Source organism: Fictibacillus nanhaiensis, from assembly GCF_042686385.1.
Classification (GTDB): domain Bacteria; phylum Bacillota; class Bacilli; order Bacillales; family Fictibacillaceae; genus Fictibacillus; species Fictibacillus nanhaiensis.
The window spans coordinates 235506-255778 of sequence record NZ_JBHUPF010000002.1; the positions used below are offsets into that span (position 1 = coordinate 235506).

Consider the following 20273-nt stretch of genomic DNA (forward strand, 5'->3'; position numbering starts at 1 on the left):
TAGTTGATTTCCGTTCCAGGATGCTCGCTTTCCGGGGGGCGTGCGGTGAGCCTCTTAGCGCTCTGCGCTGTTAAGAGTCTCACCTGTCCCGCTGATCCCCAGGAGTCTCACACCTTGCACTCCAATCAACTTGTCAAAGAAGATAAAAAAATAACCCAAAGTCACCACTTATATGTAGAACGCCTTAATAAAAAGAACGTTAATAAAAGAGGGATGAAGATGATTACATTAACAGGTAATACGCTTTCCATGGAAGAGATCAAGCGGATTCTGCATCATAACGAACCCGTAGAAGCTTGCCCGCTTAGCATGAAGAAAGTAGCAGATAGTCGGAAAGCGGTTGAGGAGATCGTAGCTGCAGGTAAAGTCGTATACGGAATTACTACCGGCTTCGGAAAATTTAGCGATGTTTTTATTTCTAGAGACGATGTAGAAACGCTTCAGATCAATCTGATCCGCAGTCATGCGTGCGGCATAGGAGATCCTTTCCCAGAGACGATCTCCCGCTTGATGCTGATCTTGCGTGCCAATGCACTTCTAAAAGGGTTATCGGGTATCCGTCCAGTCGTAATCGAAAGGCTACTAGAGTTGGTCGAAAAAAGTGTCCATCCTGTTGTTCCTCAACAAGGATCCCTTGGGGCAAGCGGAGACCTTGCACCGCTCTCTCACTTAGCACTTGTATTAGTAGGTGAGGGAGAGGCTTTTTACAAAGGGGAACGTATGCCGGGTCAAGAAGCTTTAAAGAGAGCGGGCATTGAACCCGTTGTGTTAACGGCAAAAGAGGGTCTAGCTTTAATTAATGGAACACAAGCCATGACGGCACAAGGAATTGCTGCCTATATAGAAGCCGAACGAATCGGACTCATGGCAGATGCGATTGCAGCACTCACAACAGAAAGTTTACGGGGGATAACAGATGCGTTTGACGAAGATGTACATCTTGCTAGAGGTTACCAAGAGCAGGTAGATGTCGCTCGTCGATTGAGAGAATATTTAGAAGGCAGCCAGCTTACAACGAAACAAGGAGAGATTCGGGTCCAGGATGCTTACTCCTTAAGGTGTATCCCTCAAGTTCATGGTGCCTCATGGCAAGTTCTTGGTTATGTAAAAGAAAAGCTTGAGATTGAGATGAATGCTGCAACGGATAACCCACTGATTTTTGAAGGAGGAAACAAGATCATATCAGGTGGGAACTTTCATGGTCAGCCGATCGCTTTTGCCATGGACTTCTTAAAGCTCGCTGCTGCAGAATGGGCAAATATTTCAGAGCGACGCATCGAACGGATGGTCAATCCTCAGTTGAGTGATTTACCTGGTTTCTTAAGTCCAAATCCAGGGCTAGAGTCTGGTGCGATGATCATGCAGTATGCAGCAGCATCACTCGTTTCAGAAAATAAAACATTGGCACATCCTGCAAGTGTTGATTCAATTCCTTCATCAGCGAATCAAGAAGATCATGTGAGTATGGGAACGATCGCTTCTAGGCATGCGGCTCAAATTATTGCGAATGCAAGGCGTGTACTTGCAGTCGAGTTAATCTGTGCGATGCAAGCAGCAGATTTTAGAGGTCCAGAAAAATTAGCACCTAAAACAAAGAAAGTATACGAGCAGGGAAGAATCGTTTGTCCAACGATACAATGTGACCGCATGTTCCACCGGGATATGGAAGCTGTTGCTTCATGGATCCTCGATACATCATGGAATGACATCCTAATCGGGTCAAAAATTCAAAAGTTAGCACATTAAAAGGAGGTATTTTTACATGTCAAACGTAAAACATTCTATATCAGCTGCAAGAGGTACAAAATTATCCGCTAAAGGATGGGTTCAAGAAGCGGCTATCCGTATGCTGATGAACAACCTAGATGGGGAAGTAGCCGAGAATCCCGATGAATTAGTCGTTTATGGTGGTATTGGTAAAGCTGCCCGCAACTGGGACTCTTATCATAAGATCATAGAGACGTTAGAACGTTTAGAGAATGACGAAACGCTTCTCGTACAATCTGGAAAACCGGTCGCTGTATTTAAATCGCATACGGATGCTCCACGTGTTCTACTTGCGAACTCCAATCTTGTTCCTGCATGGGCAAACTGGGAGACATTCCGTGATCTCGAAAAAAGAGGGCTGATGATGTATGGGCAGATGACTGCAGGAAGCTGGATCTACATCGGGACTCAAGGCATTCTTCAAGGTACGTATGAGACGTTTGCGGAGGCTGCACGCAAACATTTTAACGGATCTTTGAAAGGCACGATTACACTCACTGCAGGTCTTGGAGGTATGGGCGGAGCGCAATCTCTAGCCGTAACGATGAATGATGGGGTTGTGATCGCCATTGATGTAGACGAAACAAGAATTCAACGCCGCTTAGACACAAGATACTTAGATAAGATGACAAAGAGTTTAGACGAAGCTTTAAGCATGGCTAAAGAATATGCGGCAAAAGGTGAGCCTTTATCCATCGGTCTCTTAGGAAATGCTGCTGAACTTTTACCGAAGATGATTGAAATGGGAGAGATTCCGGATCTTGTTACGGATCAGACATCTGCCCATGACCCGTTGCATGGCTATTTACCAGTAGGTTTCTCTATGGAAGAAGGAGCAGAACTTCGTAAACGCCATCCAGAGCAATACATTGAAAAATCAAAGAAATCTATGGCGGTTCACGTTCAGGCTATGCTAGAGATGCAAAAAAAGGGTGCTGTTGTTTTTGATTATGGGAACAACATCAGACAAGTCGCTTTCGATGAAGGAATAAAAAACGCTTTCGATTTCCCTGGATTCGTACCAGCTTTTATCCGCCCATTGTTCTGTGAAGGGAAAGGACCTTTTAGATGGGTAGCGTTATCGGGCGATCCTGAAGATATCAGAAAAACGGATGAAGTAATTTTACGAGAGTTTAGTGATAACGAGCACCTCTGCAAATGGATCAAGATGGCTCAGGAAAAAGTACAGTTTCAAGGTCTGCCTTCCCGTATCTGTTGGTTAGGCTACGGGGAACGTGCGAAGTTTGGAAAAATTATTAATGAAATGGTAGCTAGCGGCGAATTGTCAGCACCAATCGTGATCGGGCGTGATCACTTAGATTGTGGTTCAGTGGCTTCGCCTAATCGCGAAACAGAAGGAATGCTTGATGGCAGTGATGCGGTTGCTGACTGGCCGATTCTAAACGCGATGATCAATGCAGTAAATGGTGCAAGCTGGGTATCTGTGCACCATGGCGGCGGTGTTGGGATGGGGTATTCTCTTCATGCTGGAATGGTCGTTGTAGCAGATGGAACAGAAGAAGCAGCTCGTCGGTTAGAGCGTGTATTAACGAGTGATCCTGGAATGGGGATTGTAAGGCATGCTGATGCAGGTTATGACCTTGCGATTGAAACGGCAAAAGAAAAAGGCATAGATCTACCGATGATCGAGAAATAAAAAGGAGTGTGACGAATGCTAGATACATTGATTTTAGCAGGACAGGTGGTCGTTCCAAAAAGTAATGGAGAAGCGCTTCGAGGAACACAGATGAATGAACTCTCCATCATCGATAACGGAGCGGTTGGTATAAAGGATGGTGTGGTCACTTTTATTGGAACAGCGGAAGAAGCCGCTCAGTTACAAGCAAAAGAAACGATTGAAGCAGAAGGAAAACTGCTATCACCAGGCTTAGTGGACCCTCATACACATCTTGTGTTCGGGGGGTCACGAGAGCATGAACTCGCTTTAAAGCAACAAGGCGTTCCTTATTTAGAAATTTTAGCTCAAGGCGGAGGAATTCATTCAACGGTCAAAGCAACACGTGAAACATCTGAAGATGACCTCTATGAAAAGGGAATGTTTCATTTAAACAGATGTTTAACGTATGGTGTTACGACTATGGAAGCAAAGAGTGGATACGGTTTGGATAAAGAGACTGAATTAAAACAGCTGAGAGTAGCAAAACAGCTGAATGAAACCCACCCGATCGATCTTGTTTCAACTTTTTTAGGAGCTCATGCTATTCCTGAAAATTATAAAGGAAGACCAGATGCCTTTTTAGAAGAGATGCTTTCCTTGTTAAGCATAATCTCAAAAGAGGGTCTGGCAGAGTTTGTAGATATTTTCTGTGAAACTGGTGTGTTTACGGTAGAACAGTCTAAAGTCTTTCTTCAAAAAGCAAAAACAGCAGGATTTGGTATGAAGATTCATGCGGATGAAATCGATCCTCTCGGTGGAACGGAGATGGCTTGTGAGATCGGTGCGGTTTCTGCTGATCACTTAGTTGGAGCGAGTAAAGAAGGCGTTCGTATGCTAGGAGAATCAGATACGATCGCAGTCCTTCTTCCAGGAACAACGTTTTATTTAGGAAAAGATCACTTTGCTCCAGCACGAGAAATGATCTCAAGCGGTGCAGCAGTTGCCCTTTCGACTGATTTTAACCCTGGAAGTTCACCTACGGAAAATCTGCAGTTTATTATGACACTCGCTGCATTAAAGCTGAAGATGACGCCAGAAGAAATTTGGAATGCCGTAACGGTCAACGCCGCTTTCGCGATTGGACGCGGTGATGTTGCAGGTAGTTTAGAAATAGGAAGAAAAGCAGATCTTGTTCTGTGGGATGTACCAAACTACAAGTATATTTCGTATCACTATGGTGTGAACCACGTTAATAAAGTTTGGAAGAACGGTAAGTTAGTGGTTGGAAAGGGAGATATTCATGCAAACTATACCCTTTCTAAGTAAATCGGGCGCTGCGCCGTTTACTGACAGAGGGATCAAGAAGGCAGGACAACTGTTAAAACCTTGGTCAGGAGATGAAGTGAGAGGTGTAGCCATAGCGGGTGCTCCTCTCTCTAAGACTTCTATTTCACATTCAGGTGCACATCTCACACCGCAGACCATCCGTGCGATGATGCATTCATTTTCCACGTATAGCATCGAAGAACAAAAGGATCTGTGGGATTACTGCATTACCGATTTTGGAGATATTGAGATGCATGTTACAGATCTCTTTACTTCACAATCCCGTATTTATGAGGTCTTAAAAGACATTGGATCTCATCATAGTGAAGCATGTTTGATTACGCTTGGTGGAGATCATTCTGTTTCTGCTGGAGCGATTAAAGCTTTTCAAGAAACGAAGGGACGGGTAGGCATCATCCAGTTTGATGCACATTTTGATCTTCGTAATACGGAGGACGGAGGACCATCAAACGGTACGCCGTTTCGCCAGCTTATAGAAAAGGGAGTGATTACAGGCGACCAACTCGTCCAGATCGGTATTCGAGATTTCTCAAATGGGAAACTTTATCATGATTATGCCAAGGACCACGGAGTGACCGTTCACACGATGGGTGATGTGAAAAGAAACGGATTGCTTTCTTTGTTACAAAAATCAGTTGACCAGTTAAAACAGACAACAGAAAACATATATATTTCTCTCGACATGGATGTCTTGGATCAGGCATTTGCACCAGGTTGTCCTGCGATCGGTCCGGGTGGATTAGACAGTGACTCATTAATTGAGGGAATACAATATCTCGCACAAGAGCCATCTGTTAAAGGCATGGACATCGTAGAGATTGATCCAACGTTAGATTTTCGTAACATGACGAGCCGATTAGCAGCGTACATCATCATACAATTCACACTGTTTTATTCAGGAAGAAAGGGAGGTTTTAGCAATGAGTGAGTTCGGAAAGTTTATTGAATTGTCCAGAAATCAAAAAGGCTTAAGCAAATCAGAGCTTGCACGACGATTAAGCATCACTCCTCAATACATGGCAGATATTGAAAAAGGTAGAATGATTCCATCTGAAGAAAAGATCGAAAAATTAGTAAAGACATTAGAGTTAAACGAAAAAGAAGCATTTAAATTAGCTGACAAACTTCCGTTACGAGTATTAGCAGAGGCAAAACAACATTATTATAAACAAGGTTCCTAGAATTTTATTTTAATACGCACTCTTACTATTTATTACATTCTTCTCGACACAAAAAAAACACCGCGAGCCATTTTTGGCTTAGCGGTGTTTCTTATTATGAACATCAGCTTTCTCTAGGCTGAGAGGACTTTGGTTTTAACATTTTTTTAAGTTTAGACCAGCGCAATTCAATAAATGGCTGTGCTAGTGCGATAACGGGCTTGCTTGCTAGAAATAGCGTTACGATAACAGCTAGGAAGAGGAGCATAAAGTACGCGCCGTTTTCCTCAATAGATGCAAATAGATCTGTGGTAAACAAGTATTTCAGCACGAATCCATGCAGCAGATAAATATATAAGGTGCGTTCTCCAAATTCAGTGAAGAACATTTTTCTGCGTGGAAGAAGTGCTAAAAAGCTGAAGGTTGCCGCAAACATAACACCGTACATGGCAAGTCGCACAAGACCTCCATACCAATCGTTGTATCCTAGAATTTCTGAGTAAGAAGATGACGATAATAGCCACTCTTTTGTACCGTTTGGAAATACGAAATGGTAGGTCACAAATAGTACGATTAAGAAGGCTGAAGAGACGGCCTTAGCTCTCGGACGTAAAATCTTTTTGAAGTCTCTCTTTTCAAGCAGATGTCCTAGCAAGAATACAGGGAAGAAGACAAACGTTCGAAGAAGACTCAAAAATGTACCAATATCATGAATGTAGCCCACTGCCACTCCTATACCAATGGCGAGAACGAGGGGATACTTCATTTTCACAAAGACTTTTAAAAGAATATTCCAGAAAACTAAACTTAATAAGAACCAAAGTGTCCAGTGCGGTGAAAAGAAATCTAGTTTCACTTCACTCTTACCGTACAAATCATAATAGAAAAAACTGTAGATTAATTGAAAAACCAAATAGGGAATCAGCACTTTTTTAAAGATTTTTGGAAGATACCCATCACGCCAGACCCCTTTTGTAAAGAATCCTGCTATTAAGATAAATGCAGGCATATGAAAGGTATATATAAAGTTATAAATCGTGTAAAGCCACTCGTTTTGACTTTTTATCGGGGAAATAAAGTGCCCGAACACGACGAGGAAGATTAAAATAAACTTGGCGTTGTCGAAATAATAATCGCGTTCTTTTGTTGCAGTACTCATCGATATTCCTCCAATAATTATTCACCTTATAAAGTATTCGGATGATTTTCTCATTTTTTTTACTTATACTCTATAATTCCCAACATTGCAGGTGTTTCTAACCTATAAATAGAAAAAAACGTGCTTCCTATTACAGGAAACACGTTTTCACTAGAAATCAATCTTAATTTTAATAAACCCTGCGCTTCTTAATGCTTCATAGATGATGACGATCGCAGGACCGACGATCAGTCCGATAAACCCTAATAGCTGGAACCCAATATATAGTGATACAAGAGCTGCTAGTGCAGAAATGCCAAGACTTGACCCAAGTATTTTAGGTTCTATGATTCTACGAACAATCGTGATGACTCCGAACATGATTAGAAGTCCGAATGCGAGATGATCATTGTTGTTGATAAAGAAAGAATAAGCGGCCCATGGAACAAGGAATGATCCAGTTCCGAGAATTGGAAGGATATCAACAATGACGATTAACAGAGCGAGAATTACGGCGTACTCAACATCTAAAATCATGAGTCCGATTAAAGCCAATGCATATGTAATAACGCTTAAGATGATCTGAGCTCTAAAGAACCCTACTGTTGCTCTAGACAGTTGATTAAAAACCAATTCAACCTTTTCGCGGGCTGCTGTCGTAAACAGGTTAAGAAACTCAGCGTATAAACGCGGAAGATCCAGTGAAAATAAGAAAACGGCTACTACATAGATAATAAAGTAGATCAACAATCCTGGTATCGCTGTGATCAGTCCTAATATACCGGATGTTAAGTTCTTTGCTGTTTCAACGCCATAATCTTTTAAACCTACTAATCCCTCTTCAAGCGTCCTTACTACTTCAGGAGGTAAGCTAGCATAAAAGTTTTCCATTTCATAAAACGTATTCTCTGCTACTTCGAATAGATGAACCGAATAGGATGGGAGAACAGTAATAAACTCGATGACTTGAATAACAAGTGTTGTTGTAAGCCAGTAAGAGAAGATACCAAGTCCCGCAAGATAAAGAATGAAAGTAGCAGTGACGGCCAATAATCGTCTACCCTTAAATAGTCTAATAAACAATTTCACTACTGGTTCTAGCATTATAGCAGTTAGCAATGCGAGAAGGAGAGGTATACTGTAAAAGACAAAGATGACGATTCCGGCAAGCAAAATGAGTAATAAGATTAAGTTTTTTACAGTCATTTTCCAGCCCCGATCTCCGTAATTTTAGCCGGTCAGCAAATTTTTCGTTACTATCCATTATGACCGGAAAAAAGATGTTAATTCTTCATATATACACAATGATGTTACGATAATGTGAAAAAGTCAATCACAGAAACGGAAGTTTTCAAAAATCTTCTTATTTTCTTAATTCCCTCTTTAATGCGAGTATCGCATTCAGCTGTCCACCAGCGATTAAGATCATGGCAGAAAGATAGAACCACACCATCAATGTTAATATTGCGCCCAAATTTCCATATATCTGTCCGTAGTCAAAAATAAGAACGTATGAAGAAAATAAATAAGAGAAAAGATGCCAGCCTGCAGTCGAGAAAATGGCCCCTGGCCACACGTTTCTGAACGTTAATCTAACATTTGGAGCAAAACGATAAAGAGCCGAGAAAATGGAGAGAAGCACAGAGAACCCTATAAGATAGCGTGCTGTTTCCCAAATGTGCCAAACAGGGTGAGAGTATCCAGTTCGTTCAAATATGTAGCTTCCGATGTTTCTGCCAAATACCGGCAGAAGAAGAGCAGTGATCACTGCGATCACAAGGCCGAACGTAAGGAACATACCTAAGATGAGCTCTTTTATAAAGGGGCGGCTCTCTTCCACTTGATAAGCTTGGTTGAAAACGCGAATGATCGCATGCGTTCCGATGGTCGCTAACCAAATCATGATAATCAATGAAACAGATAATACATCTCCTCTATGCTCGTCCAGAACAGCCACTAGATTATACTCTAGTAAAGCATATGCTTCTTCTGGTGCAATAGACTGAAAAAGTGACAGTACATAAGCAGAAGAAATAGGCAAAAAGCTTAGGATCGTAAAGATGAGAAAAATAAAAGGAAACAGAGAAACTAGGAAGTAATAAGCAAGTTGTGCAGAAAGGTCAAACACTTTATCTTGAAAGAAACGGTGAAACCACTGTTTCATAAACCAACGCACGAGGACACCCCCAAAATGGATCATAGTCATTCTATCCTGCATTATTCCCTTAATAAAAAAAAAGAACGCTTTTTCTGAAACAAAACGTTCACTCAATCGTATCAGTGATGTGAAGTTACAAGGTAATGACGTTTAAAGCTAGTTACCGATGTCTTGTTGAGCAACGAGGGCATCTACAAACAACAATTAAAGGAGAGGTTACTGGTGTAGGTTGAGGCTGGATAAAAGGAAAACAGCAGGGATGAATGTCTCGACAAAATAAAGGAACACCACAAAAATTTACACAGGATTGACATCTAACTATACTTCCGCATGAACATGAACGCATAAAAAACACCCCCTTTGCTCTTATTATATGTAGAAATGGATAAGCCTGGCAGGGCATAAAGTGTGCGTAATTACTCAAATTTTTATTTTTATCATTCTTTTTTAAAGGATTGTTCTTTCGTGCACTTGGTCTATTTGGTAGTTGATTGGAGTGGAAGATGCGAGACTCTTGGCTAGGACAGGTGGGCAGTCCCAAAAGTGGAAGTGGCTCGTCCAGCACCGACAAGCAAAAGGTGAATGAGCAATGAAGGCGCTCTTTGCCTTCCGGTTCATTTAGTTTTGACCTTGAGGGGCTAGCCATTGGAACTAGACAGGTAAGACTTAAGAGTGAAACGTGCGAATGTGGCTCACCGCCTGCCCCGCTGAAAGCGATTATCTGAAACGGAAAATCAACTGCTTTCAAAAACAACAGATGTTTAACAGGGAGGATTTTTTGAATGGATTTTTTAACACCAGATTTTTGGTCGGCCTTATTGGCGATCGTTGTTATCGACTTAGTATTAGCTGGTGATAACGCAATTGTAATCGGCTTGGCAGCTAGAAACTTGCCGAAAGAGAATCAGAAGAAAGTAATCATCTGGGGAACAGTAGGAGCGATCGTGATTCGAGCAGCAGCTACGCTTGCGGTTGTCTGGTTACTAAAGATTCCAGGCTTACTACTTGCAGGTGGATTAATTCTTGTCGTTATCGCTTATAAGCTGATGATCGAAGAAAAAGATCATGATATTGAAGCTCAGAATAGTGTGTGGGCAGCCATTAGAACGATTATTATTGCGGACGCGGTAATGGGGCTTGATAACGTTCTTGCTGTTGCAGGTGCTGCACATGGTGATTTCTTACTGGTAGTAATCGGTTTATTAATCTCAGTGCCGATTGTTGTTTGGGGAAGTACATTGTTCTTAAAGGTTATTGATAAATACCCGTTCATCATCACAATTGGAGCAGGTGTTCTGGCTTGGACGGCTTCTAAGATGATCGTCGGAGAAAAATTCATGGCTCCTTATTTTGAGAATGGATTTGTGAAGTATGGATTTGAAGGTCTCGTGGTTCTTCTTGTTCTAGGCTTAGGTACATGGAAGAAAAGAAAAATCGCTCAAGAGAGAGCATCAGAAAAGGTGCTTGCCAGAAAAAAAGCTTAAAAAACCGCCTCGTGCGGTTTTTTTGTGTGGTTCCATTTGCAATGTCATAACTCGGATTAGGTATAAAGTACTTGTATTGAATGGTGTTAATATGGAAATGAATCTTTTGTACCTGTTTAGACCTATTTCATAAATCATTTATAACTAAATGTCGATATGTAGATAAGGGGTTTTAGATAATAAATGGGGGTTAAACAGATGTTCAAAAGAATTCAAACAAAAATCATGCTTTCAGTAAGTATTCTAGTTGCCATTACACTTTTATCAGTATCGCTATTTTCTTATTTTCTAACTAAACAGCAACTTGAAAGTAACAGCAATGAACAAGCAACGAGTCTTTCGAGCGAGGTGAAAGCCTCAACAGAATTGTATCTTAAATCATATGGAGATACGATCGATCGATACAGCCAGGACAGCAGGCTAATCAATTATTTAAAAACAGTAAAAACAGAAGAAGCAAAAGGTTTGAATGAAATTTGGCCAGTTGTTGATCAAGACTTCAAGCACTTTTTGGGTCTTAATAAAAACGTTGCGGTCGTTTACATAGGTGCAGAGTCCAAACAGTTTAAAACGACTCCAAAACTAGATCTTCCAGATGGATTTGATCCAACTGAACGCCCTTGGTATCAAACGGCTAAACAAACACCAGAAAAAATCATATGGACAGAACCTTACGAAGATGCGAGTTCTGGTGAATATGTTGTAACGGTTACAAAACCGGTCTTAGATCCTGCAACAGACGAAGTACTTGGAGTAGTGGGTCTTGACTTAAATCTAGCTGGACTAACGAGCATGATCAACAAAACGAAAGTTGGGTACAAAGGATATCCAGTGCTTCTCGACCCGAAAGGAATGGCGCTCGTTCATCCGAAACAACAAGGAAAAGATCTAAGTAAAGAGACGTTTATTAAAGAGATGTACAAAAATGAAAAAGGAAATGTTTCCTACACCGAACAGAATAAAGACCGTCAGCTTTATTATACGACGATTGCCGGCACGAACTGGAAGCTTGGGTTTGTCTATGATCAGAAAGAGTTGCTAAAAGATGCAGAAGAGCTCTTAAACATGATACTCATCTTTACGTCGGTCGCAGTTATCGTTGCTCTAGGTGTAACCTACTTATTGGCGAAGAGTATTTCCAATCCGATTACTAGATTACAAGCACAAGTACAAAAAGTAGCAGATGGCGACCTTACCGTATCAGTTGAAGCAAAATTCAAAGACGAAGTGGGAACGCTCACTCATCATTTTAACGCTATGGTGGAAAATATGCGGGGATTAATAACATCTGTCAGTCATTCTGTGGTAACAGTTAATGAATCTACCTCTAACTTGAGTGCCGTGTCAGAAGAAACGATCGCTGCAAGTGAAGAAGTTTCTAGAGCTGTCAGAGAGATTGCATCTGGAGCGACCACACAAGCGGAAGATGCCGATGAAACAAACCGTCGAACGATGGACTTATCACTTCAGATTGAAAAAGTAACTGAACAAGCAGAAGAGATGACCCGATTGTCTTTATTAGCTGAAGCTGCAAATAAAAAAGGGATCTCGCAAATGGATGTTTTGCGTGAAAAAACGGGAGAAAGTAACCAAGTTCTAAAAAACATAGAATCTGTTATTTCAGGACTTGCTGTTAAAGTAGAAGAGATCGAACAAGTGATTCAATCTATTACAGAGATCTCAAATCAGACGAATCTACTCGCACTGAACGCAAGCATTGAAGCGGCTAGAGCAGGTGAGAGCGGTCGTGGCTTTGCCGTCGTTGCCGATGAAGTTCGAAAGTTAGCGGAACAATCAGCTGTTGCTGCAGATAAAGTGCGTAAGACGATTTCCGGAATTGGTGAAGAGTCCGAGCGTGCTGTAAAAGAGATGGCATACACAAAAAAAATCGCTCACGATCAAAATGTGACCGTAACGGATACCGAATCAGCATTTAATGATATCTCAGGAACTATGGCTGATATGGTGAGGTCTATTGAAAAGATTACGAGTGAAGTAGAGATGATCAATAACTACAAAGAGGAAGTAGTAGCTTCCATCCAAAGTATCGCAGCAGTAGCCGAACAATCGGCAGCGGCAAGTGAAGAAGTAAGCGCGTCTTCTGAAGAGCAAGTGCGTGCACTATCTACGGTTTCTCAGTCTGCCGAAGAATTGAACAGTGCTTCTGAAGCACTTACTGAAATGATTAAACACTTTAAAATCTAGTAGAGGTTGCAATTGGACAGATAATGTTGTCGAATGGCTAAATTATCGGCTCAACTGGACAGATTATCTTCCGAATTCGACAGATTAACTGCGAGAACGGACAGATTACCTTAAAAAACTAGAAACTTAGTCACATAAAAAAGGAAACCGACTTCGGTTTCCTTTCTCTTTTTCTATTTTAATAGATATCTCGCTTAGAAAACGTAACGAAAGCGATGATGAATCCAGCAATTCCCCAGACGGCTAGTACGCTCATCGAAAAGCCTAATGACATTCCTTCTATCGGGGTTGCCATTCCACTCACATAATTCGTAAGGTTTAGGTTTACCATAAAGAAATACTTCGCGCTTTCCCAAGAAGATACCATGTTTGCTAGAATGGCTCCTGCAATGAGTGATGCGAGCATGATTCCCATTACAGCGGCCGTACTTCTTAACAGTACGGATAGCATGAAGGTGAGTGTTCCTACGATCATACAAACATACCATACGAGTCCAAACTCCATCAGGATGTATTGCCACTGTGGAACGATATGAACATTTTCAGTTAAAAGTTCTTCTCCAGAGACTGTAAAGCCTGTTAATAGAGGCATGTTCCATCCACCATATCCGAAGACTACGCCAGATATTCCATATGATAGAACGGCTACTGATAAAACGATAAAGGAAATCGAGAGCAACATCGCTAAATATTTGCTGAGAAGGATGCGCCATCGTTTAACAGGCCGGGTAAGTAAGAGTTTGATCGTTCCTCCGCTTGATTCAGAAGAAACAAGGTCTGCCACGATTACCATGACGAGCAACGGAAGAAGTAGATCGATCGAATTCTCGACGAAAATACGCATGAACGTCGGTGCACCTGGAGCGCGCGGATCAATATCGTTCTCTAAATAATATTGTTGTTGTGAAAGTCTGATCTTTAGAAATTTCCGCCATTCATCTTGAATGCGGCTTGAGCTTAATCGGTTTTGTGTGTCAGTGATCTCTTGCTGCAATGTCGTTCGCCAATCTTGGTTACCCAGCTTTTCACGTTGATCTTGAATCTCTTTAAACTGAGCATATGTAAAGAGAGGGACCAAGAACGCGATGATCAAGATGATGACATACAAACGTTTTTTTCTTAGAAGCTTTAACATTTCATTCCGGACAAGATTAATCAATGCTTTCGCCTCCTGTTACTTCTAAGAACAGATCTTCTAAAGAAGGAAGCTGAGTTCTCATTTCTTTTACCTTCACGCCAGCTTTTACGAGTTTTTCGTTCCAATCTGGCAGCAGAGGTTCATTATACAACGTGATTAACGTACCGTCTGGACCTTCTGTAACTTCTGTTTCCATAGAAAGAATCTCTTTTGCGAGTGGGATAGGTTCAGCACGCCAGATTACACGTTCCTGCTCAGCCAATAGGTTATCAACAGAATCTGTGCGTAATACGGTTCCTTTTGATATGATCGCCACACGATCACACATCAGTTGAATTTCACTCAACAAGTGTGAAGATACAAGAACACTTAAATTCTCTTCTCTTGCTAATTGTCTTATGAATTCACGCATCTCGCGAATACCTGCAGGATCTAGTCCGTTTGTCGGTTCGTCCAAAATGAGTACTTTTGGTTTTCCTAATAAAGCTTGAGCAATTCCTAAACGCTGTCTCATGCCGAGTGAATAGGTACTTACACGATCGTGAATCCGATTTTGTAATCCGACGAGTTCAATTACTTCATTCAATCTCGTCTTAGGAATGGAAGAATCCATTTTTTGAAAGTGTACAAGATTTTCCCATCCTGTTAAGTACGGATATAATTCAGGGTTTTCAACGATACAGCCGAGATGTTTCATCGCTTCTGTAAATTCCGTTCTTACATTCTTACCGCCGATTTTTATCGTTCCAGAAGTGGGAGAGATCAAACCAACGATCATTCGAATCGTTGTCGTTTTCCCAGCACCGTTTGGCCCAAGAAAACCAAAGACTTCTCCTGGAACAAGTGTAAAAGATACACCCTTGATGATCTGCTTGCCTTTAATTTTCTTTGTTAAATTTTCTACTTCTAATGCAGGTGTTTGACTCATGATTCCTTCTCCTCCTGTTCAAAGTTGATCAGTGAGGCTACACGTTCTGCAATCAGCTTGTAACCTTCCGTGTTAGGATGAAATTGATCGGTATATAGATAGTTTTCTACTTGAAGCTGAAAGAGATCAAAGGTAGGTACATATACGATGTTATCAAACCCAGCTGCTGTTTCAGCAGACTGAAAGTTCCAGTCTCTAACGATGGAAGAAGTCGTTTTTGAATCAGGCATATTGCTAAAAGGGTTGTATAATCCGACATGATAGATGACTGCCTCTGGATTCAGTTCTCTGAGTTGGGTATAGATTTTTTTAACATTACTCAAATAGATCTGCTTTTTACCGTTAATCGCATTAGTATCTAGATTCTCAAGTGCTGCTCCTTGTTGAAAAAGATCATTGCCGCCAATCGTCATGACGATCACATCTGCTTGTTTGGCTTGACGCTGGATCTCACTTTGTTGAAGCTGCTTTAGAAGACCTCTGGATGTTTCTCCTTTAATAGCCGTATTAAAGAGGCTTATATCTTGATCTGTTTTTTCTTTTAAGCGCTCTGTTAGGTAGCCCGTATAACCCTTTCCGTCAGCGTCACCTGTTCCGCGAGTAAGGGAATCCCCCAATGCAAAAATCGTAAGGGTGTCATCTTGCTTTTTTGTTGAAGTTGATTCGGTTTTTTCTTTGAGCTGTGAAACTTTTTCGTTAGCGGAAAATTGGTCTTGTAACGTCCAGCCAAGACCAAAGAGCCATAAACATGTAGCTGCGATAGATACAATTGAAACGACCGTTAAGGTATATTTTTTCAAAACCGCTTTCATCCTTCCCAATTCCTTGATCTGTTCTTTATAGAATAGCAAATAATGATTCATATTCTAACTTTTTTGCCTATTTGCGGTAAAATAAACCAAAGGGAGTGGAATCATGCAAAAAAATGTTAAGTGGGGTTTGTCATGAAATTGAAGCCAGTAGGAGATCAAGAGCGGATTCAATCGTTAGATATTATGCGCGGCATAGCCATCTTTGGCATATTACTTGTAAATATGAAGTCGTTTTCAGGACCTGATTCACCAATTCGTGCGTTAAGTTACGAATATTTTGATGAGCCGTATAACGTTTGGACAAACGTGCTATTAGAGTTTTTTGTTCAAGGTAACTTTATAACGATGTTTTCCTTTTTATTTGGGTTTGGTATCGTGTTGATGGCAGAAAGAGCAAAAAGCAAAAATACGAGGTTTGTTCCTGTATTTCTAAGACGTCAGTTTGTTCTGCTATTCTTTGGAATCCTTCATGTTCTGTTTTTTTGGTACGGTGATATTTTGATCATGTACGCGATCGTAGGTCTGTTCATGTTGATCTTTTATCGTTTAGATAAGAAAGTGTTAATCATAACGGGATTTCTGTTAATAACGGTCTACAGTTTATTTATGACAACATTAACGTACGATTATTGGAGTAGTGGCGCTGCGATAACCTATCAGAGCACTCAAGATAAGCTTTATGAACAAGAGATCGCTCGATCCATACAAATATACAGCAAGGGTACTTACGTAGAAATCATGAAGGAAAGAATTCACGAATGGGCAGATCTGAACCGTTACTTTCTCTTTTTTATAGCCGGACTTTTGCCGATGTTTTTATTCGGTGCCTATGCTGCTAAAAAAAGAACGCTCACGAACCGAGGCTTATGGAAACTATGGTGGTTAACATTGATCCTAGGGCCTGGCAGTAAAATATTCGCTGTTATTTTCTTTCCTTTTAAAGGAGAAGATTGGCGTTATGAAACTGCGATGTCATGGGGATACGAATTTGGTGGCGCAATGATGAGCATCTTCTACATCTGCAGTATCGTTCTTTTATATCGAAGTGGAGTATGTAAACGTTTGTTTAACTACTTCCAATTTACAGGTCGCATGGCCTTTACGAATTACTTATCTCAATCGATCATTGCGACAACAATCTTCTACAGTTATGGAGGGGGTCTATATGGTGAATTTGGTCCACTCGTTGGTGTGATCTTGGCGTGCCTTATTTTTTCTATCCAAGTTATTTTTTCAAAGTGGTGGATGGAAAGATATTACATGGGGCCACTTGAGTGGGTGTGGCGCTCACTAACATATGGCCGAAAACAGCGATTTAAGAGAAACGAAATAAGCAATGGTTAAAGAAGCTGAGAATTCTCGCTTCTTTTTGTTTTGCACATTTTTTTATTATTAGGTACACTCTAAGTAACATATATGAGCATATGTTCATATAATAAATAAAGCCAAAGCCTGGGGAGCTGTTATTCATGTCTGATCAACAAAACAAATATGAACACCTCGATGAGGAAACACTATTTATCGTATCTCAAACATTTAAAGCACTTTCCGATCCGACTCGAATTCGAATTCTGCATCTATTAGGTGAGAGAGAATGCAATGTTTCTGAAATTGCTGAAGAACTATCACTCATGCAATCAACGGTATCCCATCAGTTACGCTTTTTAAAAAATTTAAGACTTGTTAAATTTAGACGCGCAGGAACAACACTATTCTACTCTATAGACGACGAGCATGTGATGACCCTTCTGCATCAATCCATCCATCATGCGAGACACGACTAGAAAGGAGGGAGCAAATGAAAGAGCATAAGATCACCGGATTATCGTGTGGCCATTGTGCATTAAAGCTGGAAGAACAGATTCAACAGCTTCCAGGTGGAGAGCGAGCGAAAGTACAGTTTAACTCAAGTAAAATTGTATTAGATGAACAAATGGATATGGACAGCGTACGTTCTATTCTTTCAACGGAAAATGTGCGACTTGAATCAGATGGAGAGCCTACAGGACCAAATTGGCTTATGATCGGTTTATACGTATCAGTTGCATCCTTTATTGCCGCGCTGTTTACAGAACGTATGCTGAACTCAACGTATGTCTCCATAGCATTCTATGCGGTTGCGACGATTGCTTCTGGGTACTCAACGTTTTTAAAAGGTCTCCGAAATCTAACGAAGTTGAAATTTGATATAAACACTTTAATGACAGTTGCCTTAGTCGGTGCAGTAGCCATCGGAGAATGGAAAGAAGCTGCACTGGTAGCAATTCTTTTTGGTATTAATGAACTGCTTGAATCTTACGGAATGGAAAAAGCACGTCGTTCGATGGAATCTCTTTTAAAGGTAGCACCGAAAGAAGCGCTTCTGTTAAGAGACGGGACAACAGAAGTCATCTCGATCGAAGAACTTGCAGAAGATGATGTCGTACTCGTTAAAACAGGTCAAAAGATTCCATCAGACGGTGTCGTCGTTTATGGAAAGAGTTCTGTGAACGAAGCAGCGATCACGGGTGAATCACTTCCTGTGGAAAAAGAGGATGGAGAGACCGTATTTGGTGGAAGCATCAACAATGAAGGTGTACTTCATGTGAAAATAACGAAGACCTATAACCAATCAGCACTTTCTAAGATTTTGGCTCTCGTACAGGAAGCCCAAGAATCCAAAACGCCAACCGAGCTTTTCATTAATCGTTTTGCAAACTATTACACTCCAATTATCATGATTGTATCTGCACTTGTTATGTTCGTACCACCACTTTTGTTCAATGGTCCGTGGGGTGAATGGTTCTACCAAGGACTTGCGGTGTTGATCGTAGGTTGTCCTTGTGCTCTAATTCTATCTTCACCGATTGCAATCCTATCTGGTATTACAGTCAACGCAAGAAACGGAATTCTGATTAAAGGTGGAGCGTATCTTGAACAACTCGGCAAGATTGAAGTTATCGCGTTTGATAAAACAGGCACACTAACACTCGGAGAACCGCATGTTGTGGCAGATCAAGCGTTTCATCCTGACTTTTACAGGATAGCTTATGCAATCGAGAAGTCATCATCTCATCCACTAGCAAAAGCAGTAGTCGCAAGATGCCGCGAGATGGGAACGGAAGAAATTGAAGCGGATGAAATCACTACCGTTAGTGGTCAAGGTATTACAGCTGCAGTCGATCAGAAAGTGTTTAGACTAGGAAACGAGAAGATCATTGGGAACACACATATAAGTGAGGATGTAAAAGGGGTTATCGATCGTTTTAAAGAAGAAGGCAATACGATCGTTCTCGTTGCAAGTGAAACAGAAATTCTCGGTGTGTTTGCAATTGCTGATGAAATTAGAAAAGAAAGCACTGATATCATCTCTATGCTTCATAAAAAAGGAATAAGAGAAACCGTCATGCTGACTGGAGATCACCCAACGGTTGCAGAGAAAGTGGCTAAGATGACGGGAGTTTCATCATTCTTCGGTGGCTTGTTGCCTGAGGATAAAGTAAATCAAGTTAAATCCCTGAAGAGGCATGGGAAAGTGGCTATGATTGGCGACGGAATCAATGACGCTCCTGCACTGGCTACGGCGGATCTCGGTATTGCAATGGGAAAAGGAACGGATAGTGCCATCGAAACAGCAGATATTGTACTCATGCAAGATCACTTAGGGAAACTTCCGGATGCTGTGCAAGTTTCTAGAAAAGTAAATAGAATCATCAAATGGAACATCGGATTATCTCTTGGATTGAAGCTTTTAGCCCTTCTCCTTACGATTCCTGGATGGCTCACACTATGGATTGCCATTCTTTCTGACATGGGTGCTACCATACTTGTCACATTGATCAGTCTAACGGTATTGCTTCATAATAGAAAATAATGAACGTAAAAAGCCATGCAGCTGCATGGCTTTTTTAGTACGATGGAAAGGGAAGAATGTAGGAGGATTAAGGAGGAAGTCACCTCATGTCAGAAACAGTTATTCACTTTTTTAAAGAGTATAGGGAATGGGCGATTATCATTTCACTCGTTCTCAATATCGTGGTTGGTATTTTAGGAGTTGTTCCTACGGTTTTTATAACAGCTGCAAATATCATGTTCTTTGGATTCTGGAATGGAACCATTCTTTCATTTATCGGAGAGGCACTTGGAGCGATAGCTGCTTTTCTTTTATATAGAAGAGGATTTAAACAAATTTCTAGAGATAAGCTTAAAGGTTACCCCAGGGTGGTAAGGTTGTTAGAAGCAAGAGGGAAAGAAGCGTTTCTCCTCATCTTGTCACTTCGATTGCTACCATTTGTACCGTCAGGATTTGTGACGTTTGCTAGTGCGATCGGGGCTGTCTCTGCGGGAACGTTTATTATAGCGAGCTCTATCGGAAAATTACCAGCATTGGTTTTAGAGGCTTATTCTGTTTATAACGTAACGGAATGGAATACAGAAGGGAAAGTTATCTTAGGAATTGCTGCGGTAGTAGGGCTCTACATTTTTGTATCAAAGCGAAAAAAATGAACATAACATTTGATACTATAGGGGGGTATAGTA

17 protein-coding genes are annotated in these 20273 nt (G+C 41.1%); 11 read left to right on the top strand and 6 right to left on the bottom strand.

The genetic code is table 11. From position 1 onward, the window contains the following. Positions 1 to 219: 219 nt before the first annotated feature. The 5 genes from hutH to ACFS5O_RS01665 are packed head-to-tail and all read left to right on the top strand — an operon-like array spanning position 220 to position 5913. A complete protein-coding gene (gene hutH / locus ACFS5O_RS01645) occupies positions 220 to 1746 on the top strand; it encodes a histidine ammonia-lyase (protein ID WP_205724691.1) in 1527 nt (508 codons plus the stop codon). Positions 1747 to 1762: 16 nt separating this feature from the next. Beyond that, positions 1763 to 3424, top strand: a complete 1662-nt coding sequence (gene hutU, locus ACFS5O_RS01650) for a urocanate hydratase (protein WP_205724692.1) — start codon at positions 1763 to 1765, stop codon at positions 3422 to 3424. A gap of 15 nt (positions 3425 to 3439) precedes the next feature. Then, positions 3440 to 4711: an imidazolonepropionase gene (gene hutI / locus ACFS5O_RS01655; RefSeq protein WP_205724693.1), complete on the top strand. Its 1272-nt coding sequence runs from the start codon at positions 3440 to 3442 to the stop codon at positions 4709 to 4711. Beyond that, on the top strand, positions 4686 to 5660 hold the full coding sequence (gene hutG / locus ACFS5O_RS01660) for a formimidoylglutamase (protein WP_205724694.1): 975 nt from the start codon (positions 4686 to 4688) through the stop codon (positions 5658 to 5660). The genes hutI and hutG overlap by 26 nt, the downstream gene beginning before the upstream one ends. Beyond that, positions 5653 to 5913: a helix-turn-helix domain-containing protein gene (locus tag ACFS5O_RS01665; protein ID WP_066391554.1), complete on the top strand. Its 261-nt coding sequence runs from the start codon at positions 5653 to 5655 to the stop codon at positions 5911 to 5913. Before hutG ends, ACFS5O_RS01665 begins: the two co-directional genes overlap by 8 nt. Positions 5914 to 6016: 103 nt before the next feature. On the opposite strand, the gene ACFS5O_RS01670 is transcribed toward ACFS5O_RS01665, so the two are convergent. The 3 genes from ACFS5O_RS01670 to ACFS5O_RS01680 form a co-directional block, all read right to left on the bottom strand. Beyond that, positions 6017 to 7051, bottom strand: coding sequence for an acyltransferase family protein (locus tag ACFS5O_RS01670; protein ID WP_205724695.1), 1035 nt, complete (start codon positions 7049 to 7051; stop codon positions 6017 to 6019). A 150-nt stretch (positions 7052 to 7201) separates the two neighbouring features. Further along, complete coding sequence (gene ytvI / locus ACFS5O_RS01675; RefSeq protein WP_205724696.1) at positions 7202 to 8236, bottom strand: sporulation integral membrane protein YtvI; 1035 nt, start codon at positions 8234 to 8236, stop codon at positions 7202 to 7204. Positions 8237 to 8393: 157 nt separating this feature from the next. Continuing rightward, on the bottom strand, positions 8394 to 9206 hold the full coding sequence (locus ACFS5O_RS01680) for a YihY/virulence factor BrkB family protein (protein ID WP_205724697.1): 813 nt from the start codon (positions 9204 to 9206) through the stop codon (positions 8394 to 8396). Between the two features lie 764 nt (positions 9207 to 9970). Between ACFS5O_RS01680 and ACFS5O_RS01685 the strand changes: the two genes are divergently transcribed. Beyond that, entirely contained in the window at positions 9971 to 10672 is a 702-nt protein-coding gene (locus ACFS5O_RS01685; protein ID WP_205724698.1) for a TerC family protein, read from the top strand. Positions 10673 to 10870: 198 nt separating this feature from the next. Continuing rightward, positions 10871 to 12877 (top strand): methyl-accepting chemotaxis protein, encoded by a 2007-nt coding sequence (locus ACFS5O_RS01690; RefSeq protein ID WP_205724699.1) that lies wholly within the window; start codon positions 10871 to 10873, stop codon positions 12875 to 12877. Between the two features lie 178 nt (positions 12878 to 13055). Here ACFS5O_RS01690 and ACFS5O_RS01695 read toward each other — a convergent pair whose 3' ends face one another. Genes ACFS5O_RS01695 through ACFS5O_RS01705 form a run of 3 tightly spaced genes read right to left on the bottom strand, consistent with a single transcriptional unit; the run spans position 13056 to position 15743 of the window. Continuing rightward, the gene (locus tag ACFS5O_RS01695; RefSeq protein ID WP_205724700.1) at positions 13056 to 14036 is read right to left on the bottom strand and encodes an ABC transporter permease; all 981 of its coding nucleotides are present in this window, start codon (positions 14034 to 14036) and stop codon (positions 13056 to 13058) included. Beyond that, on the bottom strand, positions 14029 to 14943 hold the full coding sequence (locus ACFS5O_RS01700; protein ID WP_205724701.1) for an ABC transporter ATP-binding protein: 915 nt from the start codon (positions 14941 to 14943) through the stop codon (positions 14029 to 14031). The genes ACFS5O_RS01695 and ACFS5O_RS01700 overlap by 8 nt, the downstream gene beginning before the upstream one ends. Continuing rightward, the gene (locus ACFS5O_RS01705; RefSeq protein WP_205724702.1) at positions 14940 to 15743 is read right to left on the bottom strand and encodes an SGNH/GDSL hydrolase family protein; all 804 of its coding nucleotides are present in this window, start codon (positions 15741 to 15743) and stop codon (positions 14940 to 14942) included. The genes ACFS5O_RS01700 and ACFS5O_RS01705 overlap by 4 nt, the downstream gene beginning before the upstream one ends. Positions 15744 to 15887: 144 nt before the next feature. Here ACFS5O_RS01705 and ACFS5O_RS01710 point away from each other — a divergent pair, with 144 nt between their 5' ends. The 4 genes from ACFS5O_RS01710 (at position 15888) to ACFS5O_RS01725 (ending at position 20240) form a co-directional block, all read left to right on the top strand. Then, on the top strand, positions 15888 to 17099 hold the full coding sequence (locus ACFS5O_RS01710) for a DUF418 domain-containing protein (RefSeq protein ID WP_205724703.1): 1212 nt from the start codon (positions 15888 to 15890) through the stop codon (positions 17097 to 17099). 125 nt (positions 17100 to 17224) lie between these two features. Next, complete coding sequence (locus ACFS5O_RS01715) at positions 17225 to 17539, top strand: ArsR/SmtB family transcription factor (RefSeq protein ID WP_066391583.1); 315 nt, start codon at positions 17225 to 17227, stop codon at positions 17537 to 17539. A gap of 14 nt (positions 17540 to 17553) precedes the next feature. Continuing rightward, positions 17554 to 19608 carry a heavy metal translocating P-type ATPase gene (locus tag ACFS5O_RS01720; RefSeq protein WP_205724704.1) on the top strand — a complete coding sequence of 685 codons (2055 nt, stop codon included), beginning with the start codon at positions 17554 to 17556 and terminating at the stop codon, positions 19606 to 19608. 86 nt (positions 19609 to 19694) lie between these two features. Beyond that, entirely contained in the window at positions 19695 to 20240 is a 546-nt protein-coding gene (locus tag ACFS5O_RS01725; RefSeq protein ID WP_205724705.1) for a TVP38/TMEM64 family protein, read from the top strand. The last annotated feature ends 33 nt before the right edge of the window (positions 20241 to 20273 follow it).